16 protein-coding genes are annotated in these 22,255 nt (G+C 48.6%); 13 read left to right on the forward strand and 3 right to left on the reverse strand.

All coding sequences use genetic code 11. From position 1 onward, the window contains the following. Window positions 1-114: 114 nt before the first annotated feature. The 5 genes from BM200_RS11970 to BM200_RS11990 all read left to right on the forward strand — a co-directional run bounded on the left by BM200_RS11970 (window position 115) and on the right by BM200_RS11990 (window position 8,105). Complete coding sequence (locus tag BM200_RS11970) at window positions 115-1,035, forward strand: ABC transporter permease (RefSeq protein WP_091185459.1); 921 nt, start codon at window positions 115-117, stop codon at window positions 1,033-1,035. An 84-nt stretch (window positions 1,036-1,119) separates the two neighbouring features. Next, on the forward strand, window positions 1,120-2,037 hold the full coding sequence (locus BM200_RS11975; protein ID WP_091185462.1) for a carbohydrate ABC transporter permease: 918 nt from the start codon (window positions 1,120-1,122) through the stop codon (window positions 2,035-2,037). Between the two features lie 57 nt (window positions 2,038-2,094). Then, complete coding sequence (locus BM200_RS11980) at window positions 2,095-3,678, forward strand: ABC transporter substrate-binding protein (protein WP_091185464.1); 1,584 nt, start codon at window positions 2,095-2,097, stop codon at window positions 3,676-3,678. Between the two features lie 238 nt (window positions 3,679-3,916). Then, on the forward strand, window positions 3,917-7,360 hold the full coding sequence (locus BM200_RS11985; protein WP_091185467.1) for a glycosyl hydrolase 53 family protein: 3,444 nt from the start codon (window positions 3,917-3,919) through the stop codon (window positions 7,358-7,360). A 16-nt stretch (window positions 7,361-7,376) separates the two neighbouring features. Beyond that, entirely contained in the window at window positions 7,377-8,105 is a 729-nt protein-coding gene (locus tag BM200_RS11990; RefSeq protein WP_091185469.1) for a sulfite exporter TauE/SafE family protein, read from the forward strand. A gap of 33 nt (window positions 8,106-8,138) precedes the next feature. Here BM200_RS11990 and BM200_RS11995 read toward each other — a convergent pair whose 3' ends face one another. Then, window positions 8,139-8,957: a GGDEF domain-containing protein gene (locus tag BM200_RS11995; RefSeq protein WP_091185472.1), complete on the reverse strand. Its 819-nt coding sequence runs from the start codon at window positions 8,955-8,957 to the stop codon at window positions 8,139-8,141. 260 nt (window positions 8,958-9,217) lie between these two features. Here BM200_RS11995 and arfA point away from each other — a divergent pair, with 260 nt between their 5' ends. The 8 genes from arfA to BM200_RS12030 all read left to right on the forward strand — a co-directional run bounded on the left by arfA (window position 9,218) and on the right by BM200_RS12030 (window position 17,834). After that, complete coding sequence (gene arfA / locus BM200_RS12000) at window positions 9,218-10,726, forward strand: arabinosylfuranosidase ArfA (RefSeq protein ID WP_091185473.1); 1,509 nt, start codon at window positions 9,218-9,220, stop codon at window positions 10,724-10,726. A 17-nt stretch (window positions 10,727-10,743) separates the two neighbouring features. Further along, a complete protein-coding gene (locus BM200_RS12005) occupies window positions 10,744-11,661 on the forward strand; it encodes an ArsR/SmtB family transcription factor (RefSeq protein WP_091185476.1) in 918 nt (305 codons plus the stop codon). A 419-nt stretch (window positions 11,662-12,080) separates the two neighbouring features. Then, window positions 12,081-12,461 (forward strand): hypothetical protein, encoded by a 381-nt coding sequence (locus tag BM200_RS30350; protein WP_245772983.1) that lies wholly within the window; start codon window positions 12,081-12,083, stop codon window positions 12,459-12,461. A 46-nt stretch (window positions 12,462-12,507) separates the two neighbouring features. Continuing rightward, window positions 12,508-13,077: an LCP family protein gene (locus BM200_RS30355; RefSeq protein WP_245773017.1), complete on the forward strand. Its 570-nt coding sequence runs from the start codon at window positions 12,508-12,510 to the stop codon at window positions 13,075-13,077. A gap of 1 nt (window position 13,078) precedes the next feature. Beyond that, entirely contained in the window at window positions 13,079-14,884 is a 1,806-nt protein-coding gene (locus BM200_RS12015) for an acyltransferase family protein (protein ID WP_245772984.1), read from the forward strand. A 111-nt stretch (window positions 14,885-14,995) separates the two neighbouring features. After that, window positions 14,996-15,652 carry a response regulator transcription factor gene (locus tag BM200_RS12020; protein ID WP_091185480.1) on the forward strand — a complete coding sequence of 219 codons (657 nt, stop codon included), beginning with the start codon at window positions 14,996-14,998 and terminating at the stop codon, window positions 15,650-15,652. Between the two features lie 2 nt (window positions 15,653-15,654). Beyond that, window positions 15,655-17,082, forward strand: coding sequence for a sensor histidine kinase (locus BM200_RS12025; protein ID WP_091185482.1), 1,428 nt, complete (start codon window positions 15,655-15,657; stop codon window positions 17,080-17,082). Then, a complete protein-coding gene (locus tag BM200_RS12030; RefSeq protein WP_091185484.1) occupies window positions 17,079-17,834 on the forward strand; it encodes a hypothetical protein in 756 nt (251 codons plus the stop codon). The genes BM200_RS12025 and BM200_RS12030 overlap by 4 nt, the downstream gene beginning before the upstream one ends. Before the next feature lie 53 nt (window positions 17,835-17,887). Here the strand turns inward: BM200_RS12030 and odhB are convergent, their stop codons facing one another. Next, window positions 17,888-19,132 (reverse strand): 2-oxoglutarate dehydrogenase complex dihydrolipoyllysine-residue succinyltransferase, encoded by a 1,245-nt coding sequence (gene odhB / locus BM200_RS12035; protein ID WP_091185485.1) that lies wholly within the window; start codon window positions 19,130-19,132, stop codon window positions 17,888-17,890. Window positions 19,133-19,138: 6 nt separating this feature from the next. Next, window positions 19,139-22,018 carry a 2-oxoglutarate dehydrogenase E1 component gene (locus BM200_RS12040; protein WP_091185488.1) on the reverse strand — a complete coding sequence of 960 codons (2,880 nt, stop codon included), beginning with the start codon at window positions 22,016-22,018 and terminating at the stop codon, window positions 19,139-19,141. Window positions 22,019-22,255 lie beyond the last annotated feature (237 nt).

Genomic DNA, 22,255 nt, shown 5'->3' on the forward strand with positions numbered 1-22,255 from the left:
CGAAATCGTAGATTAAGTATTACTTTTTGTAGTTTGGCTTAATTTTGGAGGGTCCGCTGGCTTTATATAATTAACCTATACACATGAGAGAGATCATACAGGAGGAGAAAACGAATGAAGCAACGCGGATTTTGGGGTTATGCCCTTCAGAACAAGACGCTGCTGCTCATGCTCGCGCCAGCGGTATTGTTTTTTATACTGTTCGCTTATGTCCCAATGGCCGGCATCGTGCTTGCATTCAAACAATACAACAACACGGGAGGCATATTCGGAAGTCCGTGGAATGGAATCAGCAACTTCCGCTTTTTCTTCGAATCGGGCAATGCCTGGATGGTAACGAGGAATACGGCGCTTTATAACATCGCCTTTATTATCGTCAACAACGTGCTGCAGATTGCAGCGGCGATTCTCCTCTTCGAAGCCGTGGGCAAATGGTTCCGCAAGTTCTCGCAGACGATGCTGTTCCTGCCTTACTTTATATCGTGGGTAGTCGTAGGCGCTATTGCTTACAATTTGTTCAACTACGATGTGGGTACGCTGAATGTTATGCTGAAAGCGATTGGGATGGAGCCTGTCGATATTTACAACACGCCTTCGTACTGGCCAGTTATCCTCGTCCTTGTATCCGCTTGGAAAACGCTTGGTTACGGCTCGGTGATGTATCTGGCAGCGATTACGGGCATCGACAATGAGATGTATGAGGCAGCTGAGATTGACGGAGCGAACGTCTTCCAGCGGATCTGGCATATCACCTTGCCGAACCTGTTCCCAACCGTTATTATTCTGGTGCTGCTTGCGGTCGGCAATATTTTCAGAGGCGATTTCGGGATGTTCTACAATATGGTCGGCACCAATGGCTTGTTGTTCTCCTCGACTGACGTTATTGATACTTTCGTCTTCAGGTCGCTGACGACCTCGAACGAAATCGGATTATCGGCGGCAGCCGGCTTCTATCAATCCGTGCTTGGCTTTGCAACGATCTTGCTGGCTAACTATGCGGTACGCAAATACGACAAAGATCATGCTTTGTTCTAAAAACACATGCTTACGAAGCAAGAATTATCACGAACAGCCTAACTCACTCTGTTTGTGTGCTAATTCTTTTGAGGAGGGATTACAATGAGTGCAATTGCCCAAACAGGGAAAAGCGGGGTTAAACGTCAGGCGGACATTGTGCTGCTGCAAGTGATAGGCTATATCTTTATATCGCTCTTGGCTGTCATTTGCTTCATACCATTCCTGCTCGTCGTATCATCCTCATTATCGCAGGAAAGCTCCATTGTGGAGAAAGGTTATCAGCTCATACCGGCAGTGTGGTCCACCGAGGCCTACAGCATGCTGTTCAAATATCCGGAGCAGATGCTTCGGGCGTATGGGGTCACCATTATGGTGACAGCTATCGGAACGCTGGTCGGATTATTCGTAACGGCGATGACGGCTTACGTCCTGCAGCGGAAAGATTTCAGATGGCGCAACCAGTTTGCTTTCTTCTTCTTCTTTACGACATTGTTCAGCGGAGGTCTTGTACCCTGGTATATGCTGATCGTTACGTATCTGGATTTGAAAGACAAATTGCTCGTGCTTATCCTCCCGATGCTGCTGAACGTGTTCTATATTATCGTGATGAAAACGTTCATGAGCAGTATTCCGGAGGCGATTACCGAATCCGCCAAGATCGACGGCGCAGGGGACTTTCGCATTTTCGTCCAGCTGATCCTGCCCTTGTCCAAGCCTGTGCTTGCCACCATCGGTTTATTCATCGCTTTGGCTTACTGGAATGACTGGTACAACGCGCTGCTGTTTGTCAGCGATGAGAAGCTGATGCCGCTGCAGTATTATTTGTACAAGATGCTTGGCAACATGGATGGCATGCGCAAGGCGATGGTTGCATCAGGAGCTGTCGTGACGACGAACATTCCGACCGAGAGCCTGAAGATGGCGATGACCATTGTCGCAACCGGGCCAATCCTGCTCGCTTACCCGTTCATTCAACGTTATTTCGTGCAAGGTCTTACGCTTGGCGCAGTGAAAGGATAGGATGACCTCAGGGCAACCTGGTTATCATACATGACTACCATTATTAGGGGGATACACATGCGAAACAAAAAATCGGCCATGATGCTGGCAGCAACATTTATCGTGTCTGCTTCAGTTCTAGGTGCATGCGGCAACAACAATGGTAATAACGGTGGAACAAATGCAGAAGCGACACAATCGCCGGCTGCAGAATCGCAATCTCCAGCTGCATCGGCTGATGCCGGCGCTGTCGACACATCCGAAGAGCTCAAGATTAAAATGCTCATGGTTGGCGGCAAACCCGTTGATTATGATGCTGTCTTCGGAGAGCTGAACAAAAAGCTGAAAGAAAAAGTAAACGCAACCGTTGAAGCCGAGTTCCTCGACTGGGCGGACTGGACGCAGAAGTATCCGTTGAAATTCGCAGCGAATGAAGATTTCGACATTGCTTATACAGCAAACTGGGCGTTCTATAACGACCAGGCGCTTAAAGGCGGCTTTATGGAGCTGACCGACGATATGCTAAGCAAATTTATGCCGCTTACGATGAAAGCAATGCCTGCGGTTGCCTGGGAGCAGTCGAAGGTGAACGGCAAGCAATTCATGGTGCCAAACAATAACCCTGAAGTAACGGACAAAGCGGTACTGATCCGCGAAGATCTGCGCAAAAAATATAATCTCGAGCCGGTTAACAGCCCTGAGACTTATGCAGCATACCTGAAGGCGATTGCGGCTAACGAAAAAGGCATCAACGGCTTTAACGCAAAAGGCGCTGACGGCTGGAAATGGCATGAGCTTGACCAAGTCCTGCTCGAGCAGGCGAACGACTTCAACCTGGTAGACTACAGCATGCCGCTTGCTTACAAGCTGGATGATGCGACAGGCAAAGTATTCAACATTTATGACACACCGGAATTCAAATCGCTTCTTGCTTATTATAAAGATCTGGCGGATAACGGTGCATGGTCCAAGAACATCGTCTCCAACAAAAATGACGTATGGCAGGACATGAAAGCTGGTAAAACCGCTTCTTACTCACATAACCTTGGTACTTTAGCGATGAACCTGGCCGAACTGAAACGCGAGCAGCCGGATGTTGAGCTGGCTATTGCGGATTTGACGCCTAACAACAAGAAAATCGCGGCGATCTCGACGCAAAACGGCTTTGCGATTCATGCAACGTCGAAGAAAGCAGAACGTTCGCTGATGGTGCTTGACCTGCTGCAAAATGATAAAGAGATTCACGACCTGTTCATGTACGGCATTGCCGGCACGAACTATGAGCCGGTAGGCGATGACAAATTTAACGCTTTGCCTGGCACACCTAACTACACGGGCTTCTCCAACTGGGGCTCGAACTCCCCGCTGAACCGTAAGGATGCCTCGTATCCGGCTGAAGCGGATGCGATTGCAAAAGACTGGGAGCAAAAGGTATATCACTTCAAGCTTGAAACCTTCGTCTTTAACGATGCCAATGTGAAAAACGAAGTCGCTAACGTTGGCAACGTTATGCTCCGTTATGCGATTCCGCTCGAGTACGGCCTGATCAAGGACATCGACAAAGGCCAAGCGGATCTGATTGCGCAGCTGAAAGCGGCTGGTATCGAGAAAGTGCAGGCAGAGCTGCAGAAGCAGATCGACGCGTTTTTGGCGGCTCAATAAACTGAAGAGAACGAGAGTTGCGCAGGTAAGTGGTATCCCCTTCGGTCGCTGTTGTCTGCAGGAAATTTGAATTTAACTTTCAAAGGAGATTTCCCGCAGACAAAGGCGAACGCTTACGCTCCTTAGTGGACACCACTTTTCCTCGCGCAAAACCGTTCTCAATTATGACACTTCTTACCGGTAGTAGGAGGGGACTAATGTCTCCTCCTTTTTTAAAACCTTCAAAGGAGGAAAAAGGATGAAACGAATGGCACAAAAAGGCATTCTTTTATTTTTTATATTTGCGTTAGCGCTTACATCGCTACTGGGTGTGGGGCCGGTGAAGAAAGCCGAGGCAGCGGAGAGTAATTTGTCCGATCCCGACACGTTTATCAAAGGCGTAGATATTTCGACGCTGCAGGCGCTTGAGGACAAGAATGTGAAGTTTTACGATGGAGGCGTTCAGCAGGACCTGCTGACAATCATGAAAAATCATGGCGTTAATTATGTTCGGCTTCGCCTCTGGAATGATCCGGTGCAAGCGGATGGTTACAATGACAAAGAGCATTTGCTGGCGATGGCGGAACGGGTGAAGGCTGCGGGCCTAAAGCTGCTGCTGGACTTCCATTATTCTGACTTCTGGGCGGATCCGGGACAGCAGGTGAAGCCGGCGGCCTGGAAGGATCTCAGCTTCGCCGATCTGAAGACGGCGGTGTATAACTATACGCAAGAGGTGATGAGCGAACTGGCTGCAGCGGACGCTTATCCGGATATGGTGCAGATCGGCAATGAAATTAACAGCGGCATGCTGCTGCCCGACGGCTCGACCGGTAATATGGATAATCTTGCTCAGCTCATTAGCGAAGGCGTGAAAGCGGTAAGGGATACAACGCCTAATGACCAAACGACTCAAATCATGCTTCACTTGGCGGAAGGCGGCAATAACGGCAAGTTCCGCAGCTTCTTTGACGCTATGGAAGCGCGTGACGTAGATTACGATGTTATCGGCATGTCTTATTATCCGTTCTGGCATGGCACGTTCCAGCAGCTCAAGTCCAATATGGATGATGTGGCGGCAAGATACAGCAAGCAGATCGTCGTTGCGGAGACGTCTTACCCGAATACGCTGGAGAACGGTGACGATCATCCCAATACGGTTGGCGAGAATGAAACAAAGCTGGTTGGTTTCGAAGCATCGGTTGCCAATCAGAAGCTAGTAACCGAGACCGTGCTGAATACCGTAGCGCATGTTCAAGACGGACTTGGTCTTGGCGTCTTCTACTGGGAGCCGGCATGGCTTGCGGGAGTAGGCTGGAAGCAAGGCGAGGGCAATGCCTGGGAGAATCAGGCGATGTTTGATTATGAAGGCAATGCTCTTGCTTCACTGGACGCGTTCCAATATGTACCGGGAAGTATCGGCACGGTTGATCCGATTCTCGTCTACCCGGCAACTCCAGTCACGATTGCGACAGGGGATGTCCTGGTGCTGCCGGCAGACACGAAGGTGCTCTATAACGAAGGCACAATCACGGCGATAGCCGTTGAGTGGGACGAATTTGATTCGGAGCAGCTGAATACACCGGGAACATTTACGATTGAAGGCGATGTAACGGGCACGGATCTTCGGACCTCTGTTGAGATTACGGTCACGGGAAGCCCGAATCTGCTGAAGAACGGCAGCTTCGAGAGCGGTACACTAGCGGATTGGACGGTAACGGGCGATTCCGGAGCTGTGAAGATCGAACATAATGCGGGTAATGCCAAATCCGGCGAATATTCCTTGAATTATTGGTCGGGTTCCCCTTTCTCCTATCAGGTAGCCCAAACGGTAACCGGCCTTGAGAACGGAACCTATGAGCTCCGTGGTTATGCATCCGGCGGGGAATATGCGGAGCAGGTCATTTCGCTAACGGCAGAGACTAGCGGCCAGACTTATAGCACTCCGGCAACGAATGCCGGCTATAACGTTTGGAAGCAGTATACGATCGGGGATATTCAAATTGCGGACGGTCAGGTGAAGGTTGGTATCAGCGTGAGCGGTCCTGCAGAAGCATGGGGCTATTTTGACAAGCTTGAGCTGGTAAAGGTCGAAGCAGCAGAAGTTAACGTTGTGCAAAATCCCGGCTTTGAGAGCGGCGCTCTTGCACCATGGACAGTAACCGGGGAGACGGGTGCGGTAAAGGTTGAGCATAATGCAGCTAATGCCAAATCAGGTGAATATGCACTAAATTATTGGTTTGGTACGGCGTTTAAGTACACAGTAACGCAGTCGCTTGAGAACCTTGAGAACGGTGTATATGAGCTTCGCGCATCGGCGTCCGGAGGTGTCTACGATGATCAGAAGATTGCTTTGATCGCAAAATCCGGCGGGAAAACCTACACTACCGATGTGGTGAATACAGGCTGGAATGACTGGCATTCCTATACGGTCGGCCATATTGAAGTGAGAGACGGGAAAGTTTCCTTTGGCTTTGATGTAGATGCTCCGGCTGGCGCTTGGGGCTACATGGATGATATGGCATTGGTTAGAGTTGGCGATCTGCCGCCTGGTGGTACGGATAGTGGAAACGGTGGCAACAGCAACGGTAATAGCAATGGCAATAATGGCGTTGCAACCATCACCCCTTCGCAACTAACCGCAGACGGAAAAGGCGGCTATTCGGTTGCATTGCCGGCAGGAACAACGCAGGCTGTTCTGTCATCCGGTTTGTATGATCAATTGGAGAAGGGGCCAATCACACTTGCAACAGGAGACTTGTCGGTAACAATCCCTTCGGCGGTTATTGCTGATCTGCTTGGAAAGCTGAAGACGGAAGCGGGGAGCAAAATTACCCTAAGCTTTGTGCCTGTAAAGGAAGAAGCCGTGGATAAGCTGCTTGATAGCAGCAAAGGTGTGGACGTGAAAGCACTTGGTACGATTTATGACTTTGAATTGTCCGTTACTGACGAATCCGGTAAAGTAGAGAAGTTGTCTAGGTTTGGCAGCCCGCTCACCTTACGGATGAAGGCATTGCAAAATGGTAATGCGGAACTTACCGGCATCTATTATATCGCCGAAGACGGAACGATCCAATATGCTGGCGGACAATTGGTTAATGGCGTATGGGAAGCTCCGGTAGAGCATTTTAGCCCATATGGATTGCTTGAAGTGAAAAAGTCCTATACGGATGTGCCAGGCAGTCACTGGGCAGCGCAAGCCATTACGTCCCTTTCGGCAAAGCAGATTGTGAATGGTATCTCCGCAACAAGCTTTGAACCGGAACGTGTAATTAGCCGTGCGGAATTTACGTCGATCCTCGTTCGCGCATTGAAGCTTGCAAGCAGCAGCGATCATACCTTGCACTTTAGCGATGTGCCAGCTTCAGCCTGGTACGCTGACGGCGTATCTACTGCTTATAAAGCGGGTCTTGTGCAAGGACGGTCGGCAGAGCTGTTTGAACCAAACGGTTCAATTACACGCCAGGAGATGGCTGTTATGCTGAAAAAGGCTTATGAGATTAGTCATCCGGGTTCTGCAAAACCAGTGGCTGGGGTTGATCTCCCGTTCCTGGATGAAACGTCGATTGCAGATTGGGCGCTGCCTTCTGTACAATGGGCTTATGAGCAAGGACTGTTGAAGGGACGCGGTGATGACCGGTTTGCGCCGGCAGCCTCGATGAAACGTGCGGAAGCAGCGGAAGTGATCTACCGCTTGCTTAAATAGAATCAGGAGTTTTGAAATGCAGCTTGATGAACTTGTATTTGTATTTATGATTGTTCTGCTTGCGGGCTTTGTCCAAGGACTTACGAGCTTTGGCTTTGCCCTGATCTCCATGCCTCTGCTTGTGAAGCTGATGCCGATGCAGCAGGCTGTACCGATTGTGGTTGTATTAAGTTTGCTGACCAATATTGCCGTATTGTACAGCAGCCGAAAGCATGTCCGGATCAAGCAGATTTGGCCGCTTCTTATTGCCAGTCTGCTTGCCGCACCGCTTGGAACCTATGCGCTGATCTATGTTCCCGCCCATTCGCTGAAGCTTGGCGCAGGCTTGCTTGTAGCCGTTGTATCGATCCTGATGCTGAGCGGAAGAAGCTTTCCGCTCAGCCGGATCGCGTATGCGCCTGTTGGTGCATTAAGCGGCTTCCTGAACGGGAGTATTTCGATGAGCGGACCTCCGGTAGCCCTCTTTTTGACCAATCAAGGCCTCGACAAGATGACTTTCCGGGCGAATATAACGGCCTATGCTCTTATCCTGAACATCATTACGATAGGGACCTACGTGTATGAAGGACTGCTTAACCAGACCTCCGTGGAGACTGTCGGGTGGTCGGTTCCTGCGCTAATTCTCGGGGTGATCATCGGGATCAAAGCGGTTGGAAAGCTTAATGAACGGCTGTTCAAAACAATTGCGTTATGGCTGATCCTGGTTACGGGCATATGGACAGCGGTCAACGGAGTCATTGGATAAACGGCAAAAAACCTTGGAGATAAGCTTCTATCTTCAAGGTTTTTTTCTTGTTTGCTTCATCTGATACATCGCTTGATCGGCGTCCATAATCAGCTGTTTAAGGCTGGCATACCGGCCTTGGTTAGAGCTGACCCCAATACTGGGCGATATAAAAACCGGCTGACCGTTAATGATAAACGGATCAAGGAAAGAGGCGCTGATCTTATCGTAAACAGCCCGAACGCCGTTTTCTTCATTCAAGTTCTGGAAGCAAATAATGAATTCATCGCCTCCATAACGAATGATACGGTCGCTTTGTCGAATTTGCTGCTTGAGCCGTTTGGCGATTTCAATCAGTAACAGATCACCAAAATCATGGCCGTAATTATCATTAATCTGTTTGAATTCATTCAGATCGATAAATATGACGCCAAGCGGAGCATCAGTATGCCGCTGAAATAACTCATCCAGAAATCTACGGTTGTACAGCCCGGTTAGACTGTCTGTGACCGTTGCGTATTCCAGATCAATGGTGTAGCCAAGCAGCGCAGCCATGGAATTCAGGACCGTAACATCATCCCCGCTAAGGGATAAGCGATCCCGGTCAACCAGATAGATCGCGCCATGAATCAAATGATCACTTGCAGATATAGGGACAAAATAGGTTGATCGTTGTCCGATAATCGTGCTGACATCCGTGCGATAGGTCATTCCGCTTTGTACGATCACATCCTTGCGGTTATAGGCTTGTACAATCCGGTGGCCTGATCCTTCTTTAATCGCGATGAAGAGAGTGTCGACATGAAAAAATCGGGTCAATAGCTGTAAGACATGTCCGGCTGCATCGTCGAGTGAGCGAATGTTGCTGGGCATTTGTGTTTCATCTCCTGCGATAAATGGCGAACCATCTGGAAAATTACCTGCTGATCCCAGTTTAGTCGAAACAAGCGGCAGACTCAATAAAGAACTTCTTAATAATGGGCATATCAGGAAGGTAGAGGGAATTTATAGATATAGGATTAATGTATTTATTAATTTATCTATATTTGAATTCGCTATTGAATTATTGCACTCACTGGTGTTTAATAAAGATATTCTTCCTAAAATTCCATTTTTCACGAGGTGATTCTTTAATGGCGAACCATGCAAAAATGATCGTTGACAAAGATTTTATCGTTGGAGAAGTAGATAAACGAATTTATGGCTCTTTTATCGAGCATCTGGGGCGTGCGGTTTATGGCGGTATTTATGAGCCTGACCATCAATCCGCAGACGAGCAAGGCTTCCGTTCCGATGTGCTTGAGCTTGTAAAAGGATTAAACGTGCCGATTGTCCGCTACCCTGGCGGTAATTTTGTATCCGGTTACAACTGGGAGGACGGGGTTGGCCCGGTTGCTGACCGTCCTAAACGTCTTGAACTGGCATGGCGCACGGTCGAGCCGAACCTGGTAGGCTTTAATGAATTTGTTGACTGGTGTAAAAAAGCGAATACCGAGGCGATGATGGCTGTTAATCTCGGAACCCGCGGACCGGAGGAAGCACGCAATCTGATTGAGTACTCCAATCATGCTTCCGGTTCCTATTGGTCGGATCTGCGCATTAAGCATGGTTATAAAGATCCGCATAAGGTGAAAACCTGGTGCCTGGGCAACGAGATGGATGGCCCATGGCAGATTGGCGCCAAGACTGCCGTGGAATACGGCCGTATCGCCAATGAAACGGCAAAGGTAATGCGTTGGGTTGATCCAACCATTGAGCTGGTTGCCTGCGGCAGCTCGGCGCTTGGCATGCCAACCTTCCCGGATTGGGAAGCTACGGTGCTGGATTTGACGTATGATAACGTTGATTACATTTCGCTGCATCAGTATTATGGAAATAGAGATAAGGATACGGCGAACTTCCTGGCCCAATCCATGGGCATGGATTCCTTCATTCAGACCGTTATTTCTACAGCCGATTTTGTAAAAGCGAAAAAGCGGAGCAAGAAGAACATTAATCTCAGCTTCGACGAATGGAATGTCTGGTTCCATTCCAATGAGAGCGACCGCAAGATTGAGCCTTGGTCCATTGCACCGCCGCAGCTGGAGGATATTTATACGCATGAGGACGCGCTTGTTGTCGGCTGTATGCTAATCAGCCTGCTGAAGCGTGCGGACCGGGTGAAGATGGCTTGTATCGCTCAGCTCGTCAACGTTATCGCGCCAATCATGACCGAGAACGGCGGAGCTGCCTGGAAGCAATCGATCTACTATCCGTACATGCATGCATCCGTGTTTGGACGCGGTACGGTGCTCGTGCCTTTGCTTAAGTCGGATAAATACGACTCCAAGGACTATACGGATGTTCCTTATGTGGAAGCCGTTGCGGTTCATAACGAAGAGCTTGGAGAAGTAACGGTATTTGCAGTTAACCGCGATCTGGACAATGCAAGAGCGTTTGAAATTGATCTTCGCAGTTTTGGCTCGTTCCGCGTAATCGAGCATATTGTCCTTGAGAATGACGACCTGAAGGCTGTTAATACAGCGGCTAATCCGGATCGTGTGAAGCCTCACGCTAACGGCAATGCCAAGCTTGAGCAGAACGGGACGATCGAGACTTCGCTTGGCAAAGCCTCCTGGAACGTCATTCGCATCAAACTTTAGGTAACAGGATGTGAACCATGTTAATCAAAGCCGATACAGACCTTGCCTGGCTTCCGCTTTATGAAGCACTGGCTAGTCCTGTACGATTAAATATTCTGGATCTGCTTGCGGCAGCCCCTGAGCCGATGAACGTGAAGGATTTGGCTACCGCGCTTGGGTTAAGCAGTGCCATCGTCACGATGCATGTCCGCAAGCTCGAGCAGGCGAATGTCATTCAGACGAAGATGGTCCGCAAGCAGGGTGGCACGCATAAAATTTGCGAGATTTCCGCCTCCCGGATCCAGATTGATCTGCCGCAGGCCGGTTTTATACCGAAGAAAACTCATGAGATCAGCATACCGGTCGGACATTTTACCGAGTTTGAGGTGTATCCGACCTGCGGCATTGCGACTACGGAGAAGGTTATCGGTCAATTCGACGACCCGAGGTATTTCATCGAGCCGGAGCGGATGAATGCCGGTATTCTATGGTTTGGCAAAGGCTATGTCGAGTATCGAATCCCAAACTATCTGCTGCCGGGCCAACGTCCCGAGGAGCTGGAGATTGTGCTGGAGATCAGCTCGGAGGCGCCGGGCTATAACGAGAACTGGCCTTCAGATATCGTATTTACGTTAAACGGTGTCCGGATAGGCATGTGGACGAGTCCCGGCGATTATGGCGCTGCTAAGGGGAAGTATACACCATCGTGGTGGCAGGATTTTGTCAACCAATATGGACTTCTCAAGATCATCCGCGTCCAGAAAAACGGCACCTTCATCGATGGCCAGCAAATTTCGGACATCGGGATCGACCAGATTGGCTTAAGCCGCAATCAGTGGGTATTCCGTCTTGCCGTCGAAGACAACGCCGTCCATGTCGGCGGCCTGACGTTGTTTGGCAAAGGCTTCGGCAACTACAATCAGGACATGATTTTCCGTGTGCATTATAGTGAGTGAGTGGTGGGCTCGCAGATGGTGTCTCTACGTAAGTGAATATTCTTACGATTGCTGTGGTTTTCGGATTCCTTGAATTAAGTTTATTATTGTTAGAATCCGAAAACCAAGGCAAACGCTCCGCTTCTCCAGAACATTCACTTACTCCGTTCCAAAGTTGCTCGCCCCTGTGGGGTGGGCCGTTTAAGGACTGCTGATGACCCAGCAGTCCTTTTTTCTTTTTGTAATCTTTTCTGGGCTGTCGGCAGGAGCGAATGAGCTGCATTTAAATAAACAGGGGACGTTCCTTGGTCATTTTAATGACTTAAGGGACGTCCCTTTTTTACCTCTGACTTTACAACTTCATTACAACTCAACCATATTGCGAATATATCCCCGTCCTATACTGTGTTTGCACCAGGGAAGACAAGGAGGAGCTTAAAGTGGGCAATAAAGCAGCAACAGGGGCTCGAAGGAAATGGATGATTTGGGTTAGTATCGCTGTTTTGATTCTTATTGTTTCAGGCTATATCGGGTATCAAAGTGTGGGAGTGTACAGGGTGCTCGATAGTTTTGATGCGCCAAAGAATGAACTTCAAATCGGCGCGCATCAGGAGGATGAATCCATGAAACCCGAAGAGTGGACGGGAGCAGAGCCCGTTAACATCCTGCTGATGGGAGGGGATAACCGGGAATTAATGAAGAACGAATCCGCGCGTTCGGATTCCTTGCTGGTAGCTTCGATTAATCCCTTAACGAAGCAAGCCCGTTTGTTTTCTGTGCTGCGGGATACTTACGTCGCTATCTATAGAAGGCCACGGTGAAGGACGAATCAATACAGCCCTTGCACTCGGCGGTCCAAATTTGGCGATGAAGACCGTGGGGGATTTGCTTGGCCTGAATATTCAATATTATGTATATACCGATTTTGAGGGTTTCAAATCACTGGTCGACGCTATTGGCGGTATAGATTTCGACGTAGAGAAGGATATGAATTATACAGACAACGCGGACGGCAACTTATACGATATTCATTTGAAAAAAGGCATGCAAAAACTGGATGGGACAAAAGCCCTGCAATATGTCCGTTTCCGCCATGACGCAATGAGCGATTTTGCCCGCACCGAACGGCAGCGCAAGTTGCTTGCAGCCGTTGCAGACAAGCTGAAATCCGGCTGGAATTTGTCCCGTATGAAACAAATAGCGGAAAGTGCCGCCCCTTATATTCAAACGAATTTGGATATCTCTAACATGCTGAAGCTTGCGTCCCTTGGCTCCAAAACTCAAATGGCAGGAACCGCGCAAGTGCCGCCAATGGATCTGCTCGAAAGCAAGAAAGTGAATGGTGCCTCCATTCTATCCGTCAAAAGCGAAGATAAGGTGCAAGAATATGTACAAGAATTGCTTTCCGGTGCAAACGCAAGGAACGGAGGGGAATAATGTGCCGCAAACGAAAAACCGATATATGCCTGGCCTGGATGGTTTGCGTGCCATCGCCGTACTCGCCGTAATCGCTTATCATTTCGGTTGGCCTGTGGCATCAGGAGGCTTGCTCGGGGTTGGAGTTTTTTTCGTCTTATCCGGTTACCTCATTACCGATTTGCTTCTGGAAGAAAGAAGAAGAACCGGAAGAATCAATCTCCGTCGGTTCTGGGTCAGGCGGTCCCTTAGGCTGCTTCCGGCTTTGCTGCTGATGCTGTTTGCCGTAACCGTCTATCTGGCGCTTACCGCCCCCGGAAGATTGCCCGATATTCGCGGGGAGCTGTTGTCCGCCCTAACCTACACGAGCAACTGGTATCTTATCTACCGGCAAGTTTCTTATTTCGAGAGCTTTGGTCCGTTATCGCCAATTGGCCATTTATGGTCGCTGGCGGTGGAGGAGCAGTTTTACCTGCTATGGCCTTTGTTCCTATGGGGGATAATCCGCTTCATTCCTTTCCCGACGCGAGGTAAGCTGGCAGCAGTGACTTTGGTTGTTGCAGCCGCTTCTCTCATAGCCATGGCGTTCATGTACGTGCCGGGGACTGATCCGAGCAGAGTCTACTATGGTACAGATACACGTGCATTTGGGCTGTTGATTGGTGCAGCATTCGCCATTTTCATTCCTAGCCGCAAGCTTGCCGAGTCCCTCGGGAGGGTAAGCGTTTTGCTGGATGTTATAGGGGCAATTGGACTTTGTATCTCGCTTTGTATGATTGTGAGCGTAGACAAATATGACGATTCGCTGTACAGGGGCGGTATGCTTGTCCTGTCGGTGGCTTCCGGACTTGTCATTGTCGCTTCAGCGAGCCCGTTTAGCAAGATAGGCAAGTTCTTGTCCTGGAAACCGCTGCGTTGGATCGGGATTCGCTCCTACGGCATTTATTTATGGCATTATCCGGTGCAAGTGCTGATGAGTCCAAAAAATCCTTATGAAGATTCCAATTTTCTTTATCAGCTTGCTCAATTTATCATGACTGTTCTCTTATCCGCTCTGTCTTATCGTTACTTCGAGCAGCCGATTCGTAACGGCAAACTCTTCAAATACAAGAAAAAGGAGAAAAAAAAGATGAAATCCAAATCCATGAAAAAAGTTATTCGCATAATCACATTGCCGGCTATCCTTATGATCGTTATGATTTGCGCAGCATGCGAGGGAGCAGGAAACAATCAGCCTGTCCATTCCATTGAACCAACCACTGAGGCAAATGCAGATGATACGGGAACAACGTCGGACGTTACTTCGAGTCCCACGCCTAGCGGGACGCCGGAGTCGACATCCAGCATGGCGCCGGAAACACAAGAATCCGGCGGAGTAACAGCGATTGGCGATTCTGTAATGGTGGGAGTAAAGGCGGAATTGGAAAAGCTCATCCCCGGCATCGTAGTTGACGGCAAAGTCAGCCGGCAATTATCGGATGCTGCTGAAGTAGTAAATTTACTGAAGTCAGAAAATAAGTTGGGGCATGCGGTAGTGGTCGAGCTGGGCACAAATGGACCGTTTACCGCAAAAAAACTGAATGAGCTCTTGGAAACAATCGGAGACGATAAGCAAATATATCTTGTTAACACGAGTGTCCCAAGAGATTGGCAGGATACGGTGAACAAGACGCTGGCCAAAGCGCCGGATGAACATTCGAACGTGAAATTAATTGATTGGCACGCTTTAAGCATCGGAAAATCGGAGTGGTTCACGAAAGACGGCGTTCATCTGCAGCCAGAGGGAGCCAAAGCTTACGTGAAATTAATCGCTGATACGATTGGTTAGTTAAATGGAGTTATTAGGCAGCTCTTGGGACAGGTCCATCTCAGCTTCTTTTAAGATTTGAAGTATACAATGAGAGTTGCCAATAACTTGATAAGCGGGGAGTCCGGCACCATGGACAAAAAAATTCTGATCGTCGAGGACGATCCCAATATTTCGAACATTATTAAGATGAATCTTACTCTCGTTCATTATCAGACGGAGCAGGTTTACGATGGAATGGCAGCGCTTGAGATGCTTGAACGGGAAAGGTTCGATCTCATTATTCTGGACGTTATGATACCTAAGCTTGATGGCTTTACTCTGATGGAGAAAATCAGGCCCAAAAATATACCTGTTATTTTTTTGACTGCAAAAACCGCGGTATTCGAGAAAGTCAACGGCCTGAAATTAGGCGCCGACGATTATATGGTAAAACCATTTGACGGAATCGAGCTGCTTGCGCGGATTGAAACCGTGCTTCGCAGATACGGCAAGGAAGACGCGGAGATTAGTATTGACGATGTTCGTGTGTTTCCGGACAAGCGATTAATTACTTTAAAAGGCGAGCCTGTAGAACTGACGCCTAAAGAGTTTGATCTGCTTGTTGTTCTCATTATAAACAAAAATATCGCGCTTTCGCGTGAGCAGTTTCTCGATAAAGTATGGGGCATCGATTATTACGGCGATACGAGGACCGTAGATATGCATATTAAGTCGCTGCGCAAAAAGCTTGGATTTCAGGACCGGATTAAAACCATTTTCAAAATTGGTTACCGGTTGGAGGATTAGCCATGAAGTTTTGGCTAAAGATTTTTACGTTCTCGATCGTCATCTTCATTCTTATATTTAACGCGACATCTTTTATTGTTATCGAACGGAATCATAGCAAGATGCTTAATCGTGAAATCAATAACGCTTTAAGCCAGAACATGAATATTCATTCTAGCGTAAATGCTATCGTGCCCATTGTCCTTATCTATGATTCCGAAGAGTATGAGGAGAAAGTACTCGCGAATATTGCCAAAGGATTCGTTGGGAAAGTCGGGGATCAAGGCGTCTATATGACGATTACAAACGATAAAGGAAAAACGGTCTATAACAATACAGATTTCGAGATGCCTGTAGACCGAAACGAATTGGAACAGGTGAAGGAGGATGAAATTAAATATATTTTGTGGGATATCGGTAATCGCACAATTCTGTTTACATCGAACCTTGTGAAGATCAACCGGAAAGATTACACGTTTACCTATATGAAAGACATTACTTCCGTGTACAAGGAGCATGCTGATCAATACCTTTTCTATTTGAAGGTTGATGTCATTGCATGTTCAGCTTATATGCTCATTATGTTTTTTGTCAGCAGAAGACTGACGATACCTATCTACCGTCTTAATCGTACTGCACAATTTATTGCTGCCGGAGCTTTTTCCGAGCGGGCCGAGTCGAGGTCAAAAGATGAAATCGGCGTATTAGCAAACAATTTCAACGTAATGGCATCGGTTGTCGAGGATAAGATCAAGGATCTCGAACGGCTTAACCGGGAAAAGCAATTGTTCATCGATAACTTCACGCATGAGCTAAAAACGCCATTAACATCGATAATCGGATATGCGAACATTCTTAGAACGGCAAAAATAGACCCCTCTCAGCTGCTTGAAGGATTAAACGTCATTCTATCGGAGGGGAAGCGTCTGGAATCCCTTTCCTTAAAGCTGATGGATTTAATCATGCTTGAGGGATCCGAATTTCCGTTGAAGGAGCTGGATTTCTGCTCTATTCTTGCTGAGATTATGCCTGTTCTGGAGATGAAAGCAAGTGAAAAACAAATGACAATTAACATGCATTGCGAGAATGCACGCTTGAGACTGGAAAAGGATTTGATTAAAGCCTTAATTTTTAACTTCGTCGACAACTCCATCAAGGCATCATCCGAGAATCAAAACATAACAATCCGGGCATTCCGTCAAGGCGTAAATTATGTTCTTGAAATCGAGGATGAAGGGGTCGGTATTGAAAGCGAGCATCTAGACCGCATCTTTGAACCATTCTATATGACGGATAAAGCCCGATCGAGGAATAACAACGGCGCCGGACTTGGGCTTTCAATATGCAAAAGCATAGCGAGTCTGCATAATGCCGCTATCGGCGTGAGAAGTGAACCGGACCGGGGAACGACGTTTATAATTACGTTCAAGCCGGGAGGAACGACCATATGAACAAGCTGGCGTTACTATTCGCTTCTGCTTCACTCCTGATTTTCATATCCGGCTGCAGTTCCTTTATGGATCCTGTCCCGAAGAATGTCTTTATGATTAAAAAATATAATGAAGGCAATAAAAATAACGCAACTTCAATAACCGGAGGCGTGCTTTCAGTAGAAACAACAAAATCTCTTGGGCTCAATGCGGTCGAAAAATATTTAGGGATTAGGCTTTTGCCGGATGAAGTTCAATTTGATGTGACCGTCGTTGATTTAAACGCGCTGAAAGAGCTTGTAGAACATGATATACGCCAGGATGAAAAACAAAATGCCGAAGAGAGTCTTAAAGAAGTACCGGAAGGTTTATTTTATCTAACCATTACCTCCCCGAATAATGAAAGATACGAGCTTGTATTAAACGCGGGAACCGGCGATGTGCTGAAAATCTCAAATGAACCGCAAATGAGGGAAGTGAGCGGTGGTATTCCCAGCGACAAGACAGTAAATTCTCATTCAGAAATCACGAATAAGTTCCTTCAAGAAAAGGAAGCTTTAAATCCAAGAGACTTTCAGGAAGATGGAGGATTGTTTGTCGAGGATAAGAAAATTGCCTATTACTGCTTCAGGAGCATTAAAGACAATAGCTTGAAATACGTGATCGAGATTGATTTAGCCAAGAACAAGATAACGGGGTTCAATAAAGACATCATGGCCTTGCTTACTTGGAATGCTAAAGTCTCAGTAAAGATGCCATCCATGCAAGAATAAAAATAAAAAGGGCCGTACCCAAGTCATAACGACCAGGTACGGCCCGTCCTATATTAGCCTTCTAGAAGAAGAGTTTCTGGATCTTCGAGCATTTCTTTCACTTTCACAAGGAAGCGAACGGCTTCTGCGCCGTCAACGATACGGTGATCGTAGGTGAGGGCGATGTACATCATTGGACGGTTCTCCGAGCGTTCAGCGTCGATCGCTACCGGACGAAGCTGGATTTTGTGCATACCCAGAATACCAACTTGCGGAGCATTCAGGATTGGAGTCGACAAGAGCGATCCGAACGTGCCGCCGTTAGTGATCGTGAACGTGCCGCCTTGCAGCTCATCCAGGGACAGCGAGTTGTCGCGTGCTTTTTTAGCCAGAGATACGATCGATTTCTCGATCTCGGCGAAGCTCAGGCGATCCGCGTCGCGTACGACTGGAACAACCAAACCTTCTTTTGCCGATACCGCAATGCCGATATCGTAGTATTGTTTTGCAATGATGTCGCCGTTGTTGATTTCTGCGTTCAGAAGAGGGAACTCTTTCAGAGCGCCAACAACAGCTTTCGTGAAGAAGGACATAAAGCCAAGACCAACTTCATGTTTATCCAGGAACGATTGCTTACGGCGTTTACGAACATCCATAATCGCAGTCATATCAACTTCATTGAAGGTTGTCAGCATAGCTGCTGTATGCTGCGCTTCAACGAGGCGGTTAGCGATGGTCGCACGACGGCGGGACATCTTCGTGCGCGTGAAAGGCTTGTTCGACGTGAATTCAGGTTGCGCTGCTTTTGCCGCAGGCGCCTGAGCTGCCGGTGCTGCTGCAGGAGCCGCAGTACGGAGGTCAACGCGTCCAAGCGTCGATTGAGCTTCGTTAATGTCGATGCCTTTTTCTCTTGCAAGCTTACGCGCTGCAGGGGAAACATTCAGCTGGCTTCCAGCAGTTGGTGCTGGAGCAACTGCCACTGCCGTAGCTGGAGCAGCAGCTGGTGCCGCAGGAGCCGGAGCTGCTGCCGGCGCAGGCGCTGCTTCAGCTGTAGGAGCAGCCGGTGCCGGAGCTGCAGCACCGCTGCCAGCTCCGATTGTGCCGATAACTTCACCGATTTGAACGGTGTCGCCTTCGTTCTTTGCGATTTCTTGCAATACGCCGTCAGACTCGGCGCTGATTTCAATGTTTACTTTGTCCGTTTCAAGCTCAAGAAGCACATCGCCTTGTTTAACAGCGTCTCCTACTTTAACTACCCATTTGGAGATTGTGCCCTCCGTAATTGATTCACCCATTGCCGGTACTATGATTTGTTGCACGTGAGCTTACCTCCCAGTGTTATATGTCAACGACGGACTATATTTTAATGTTTGCAGTAAAATGTGCTGCTGCTCGAAGCTGTGTACTTGCTGGAAGCCGCTTGCCGTACTCGAGCGTTCCGGACGGCCGATGTAGCTTACGCTTGCAGCGGCTGGCGCGATTTTACGCAGACGAGGCTCCATGTAGAACCACGAACCCATGTTTTGCGGCTCTTCCTGTACCCAAACGATTTCTTTCAGATTCGGCAGGCGTTCGATAATCGCTGCGATTTCTTTGTCAGGGAACGGATACAGCTGTTCTACGCGTACAACATGCAGCCAATCCAGATTTTGATCGCCGTTTTTCTCGATCGCTTCTTCAATATCAATCGCCATCTTGCCAGTAGCAAGAACGAGGCGTTCTACGCGGTCCGGCTTAGCACCGAGACCCTTCTGTTCCACAACAGTCTTGAACGATCCGTTGCTGAGCTCCGTAATTTCCGAAGCAACGCGCGGGTTACGAATCAGGCTCTTAGGCGCCATGATGATCAGCGGACGAGCAGCATCGCTCTCTGTGATCGAAGCTTGGCGGCGAAGCAGATGGAAGTAGTTCGCTGCGCTCGACAGGTTCACAACCGTCCAGTTCTCTTCAGCGGACAATTGCAGGAAGCGTTCCAGACGGGCACTGGAGTGTTCCGGACCTTGACCTTCATAACCGTGCGGAAGCATCATGATCAGGCTCGATTTTTGCTGCCATTTTGCACGGCCAGCCGAGATGAACTGATCGATCAGCACTTGAGCAACGTTCGTGAAGTCACCGTATTGTGCTTCCCAGATAACCATTGTTTCCGGAGCGTGCACGTTGTAGCCGTATTCGAAGCCAAGAACCGCTGCTTCGGACAATGGGCTGTTATGAATCGCAAACGATGCTTTTGCTTCAGGCAGATGGTGGAGAGGGCAATAAGTATCGCCAGTCTCTGCATCATGCAGGACCAGGTTACGGTGAGCGAATGTTGCACGTTCAACGTCCTGTCCGCTGATCCGGATCGGCTTGCCTTCTGCCAGAATGGATGCGAACGCAAGCGTCTCAGCATGGCCCCAATCCATTTTTTCACCGTCGTTCACAGCAGTTGCGCGGCGTTCCAGGATGCGCTGCAGCTTCGGATAAACGGTGAAGTTCTCCGGCCATTTCAGCAGGTTCGCATTGATCTCGCGAAGCTTCTCGACCGAGACGGGAGCTACTGCATCGCCAGCTGCCAGATCGTTTGGCAAACCTTGCGTTTGATGAACAGGCTCTTGGCCTTCGCGGCTCTTCATTTCATCGTAAGCTGCTTTCAGGCGGCCGATAACTTCCTGCTTCAAGCCTTCAGCTTCTTGCTCGGTAAGGGCGCCTTCCGCAATCAGTTTATCCGTGAAGATGCGGCTTACTGTCGGATGAGCTTTTACCTTTTTGTAAATCGTTGGTTGCGTTGTTTCCGGATCATCAGTTTCATTGTGGCCGTATTTACGATAGCCGATCAGGTCGATAAGGAAGTCCTTTTTGAACTTCGTGCGGTATTCGCTTGCCATACGGGCCGCCGTAATAACCGCATCCGGGTCATCTGCATTAACGTGAACGATTGGAATCTCGTAGCCCTTCGCAACGTCACTTGCGTAATGCGTCGAACGGGAATCGTGGCTTTCTGTAGTGAAGCCGATTTTGTTGTTGACGATAATATGAAGCGTGCCGCCGTGCGAATAGCCGTTAAGCTGCGACAAGTTCATCGTTTCTGCTACGATGCCTTCGCCAGGGAATGCGGCGTCACCGTGCATAATGATTGCTGCAGCAGAATCCAGGTTTTGCGTCGGATAGCCAGGTGCCGTACGGTCATCTTGCGCTGCGCGAGTAAAGCCTTCGACAACCGGGTTGACGAACTCCAGATGGCTCGGGTTGTTCGCCAGCGTAATGCGGGTCTTAACCGTTTCGCCGGTACCGATCGAGCGGTTTGCGCCAAGGTGATATTTCACGTCGCCGGTCCAGCCGTAGTTGATACCGATGGAGCCTTCGGACGGGCTCATTTTCTTGTTTGTTGCATTATGGAACTCGGAGAAAATTTTGCTGTACGGCTTGCCAAGCACATGCGCCAGAATATTCAAGCGGCCGCGGTGTGCCATGCCCATCAAAATATGTTTAACGCCGTCATTGGACAGCTCATGAACCATCTCGTCAATGAGAGCCACGAGAACGTCGTTGCCTTCTACGGAGAAACGTTTCTGGCCGACGAATGTGCGTTGCAGGAAATCTTCGAATTGTTCGGCTTCGAACAGCTTCGTCAGCAATTTCTTGCGCTCGTCTGTGCTCAGCTTAGCTGCCGGAATTTCTTTCTCGACGCGCTGCTTCAGCCATGCGCGTTCTTCTTCGTTATGAACGTGGCTGAATTCGAAAGCGATCGTGCCTGTATAGGCTTTGCGCAGCTTTTCGATGGCATCCCAGCCATTGGAAACGTCAGCAGGCGCTTTTGTCCAGACAAGCTCTGCCGGCAGTGCAGCCAGATCAGCTTGCGTCAGGCCGTAGGTTTCCAGTTCAAGCATGTTTGTGCTTACTTTCGGACTGATACCGAGCGGGTCGATATCCGCAGCTAAATGGCCGAAAGCGCGTATGTTCCATACAAGCTTACCAGCCGCTACTAGGTTTTGAAGTACTTTTGCATCGATAGCTGCGCCGCCGGAAGCTTGTGCTGCTACGATTGGTGCCGTTTGCCCTGCATATTGAGGCGGTTCGCCATGTTGCTCGAACAGCTCGCGATACTCGGCTACGACGGATTCGGGATTTTGCTTATACAATTCATATTGTTCTTGGACATATCCAAGATTGGGTCCGTAATAGGAAGCCCAAGGGTCTTGCTTGTGCAAATTGCCAGATGACATCGACAGATACCTCCGTCTAGGATTTTGAAGTTCAAGGGACGGAAATTAGAACTTTCTTATGCATCTATTATAGTATAAACATGCCTTAAAACTTAAATAACGAATATGTATCATTATTATCTTGAATATAGATTGATTCAGCGGGGCGGGCGGCATTTTTCATTCTTATTATGCTCATGTTGGCAATTTCCAACACCTAAAGCGTACAGAAAGCTGTCGATTTCGTTTAAAGCGCAT

It is taken from the genome of Paenibacillus catalpae (genome assembly GCF_900112695.1).
Taxonomy (GTDB): domain Bacteria; phylum Bacillota; class Bacilli; order Paenibacillales; family Paenibacillaceae; genus Pristimantibacillus; species Pristimantibacillus catalpae.

Coding starts and splice junctions, on each gene's coding strand:
- BM200_RS11970 (WP_091185459.1), top strand. CDS start 115: ATGAAGCAACGCGGATTTTGGGGTTATGCCCTTCAGAACAAGACGCTG.
- BM200_RS11975 (WP_091185462.1), top strand. CDS start 1,120: ATGAGTGCAATTGCCCAAACAGGGAAAAGCGGGGTTAAACGTCAGGCG.
- BM200_RS11980 (WP_091185464.1), top strand. CDS start 2,095: ATGCGAAACAAAAAATCGGCCATGATGCTGGCAGCAACATTTATCGTG.
- BM200_RS11985 (WP_091185467.1), top strand. CDS start 3,917: ATGAAACGAATGGCACAAAAAGGCATTCTTTTATTTTTTATATTTGCG.
- BM200_RS11990 (WP_091185469.1), top strand. CDS start 7,377: ATGCAGCTTGATGAACTTGTATTTGTATTTATGATTGTTCTGCTTGCG.
- BM200_RS11995 (WP_091185472.1), bottom strand. CDS start 8,957: ATGCCCAGCAACATTCGCTCACTCGACGATGCAGCCGGACATGTCTTA.
- arfA (WP_091185473.1), top strand. CDS start 9,218: ATGGCGAACCATGCAAAAATGATCGTTGACAAAGATTTTATCGTTGGA.
- BM200_RS12005 (WP_091185476.1), top strand. CDS start 10,744: ATGTTAATCAAAGCCGATACAGACCTTGCCTGGCTTCCGCTTTATGAA.
- BM200_RS30355 (WP_245773017.1), top strand. CDS start 12,508: ATGAAGACCGTGGGGGATTTGCTTGGCCTGAATATTCAATATTATGTA.
- BM200_RS12020 (WP_091185480.1), top strand. CDS start 14,996: ATGGACAAAAAAATTCTGATCGTCGAGGACGATCCCAATATTTCGAAC.
- BM200_RS12025 (WP_091185482.1), top strand. CDS start 15,655: ATGAAGTTTTGGCTAAAGATTTTTACGTTCTCGATCGTCATCTTCATT.
- BM200_RS12030 (WP_091185484.1), top strand. CDS start 17,079: ATGAACAAGCTGGCGTTACTATTCGCTTCTGCTTCACTCCTGATTTTC.
- BM200_RS12040 (WP_091185488.1), bottom strand. CDS start 22,018: ATGTCATCTGGCAATTTGCACAAGCAAGACCCTTGGGCTTCCTATTAC.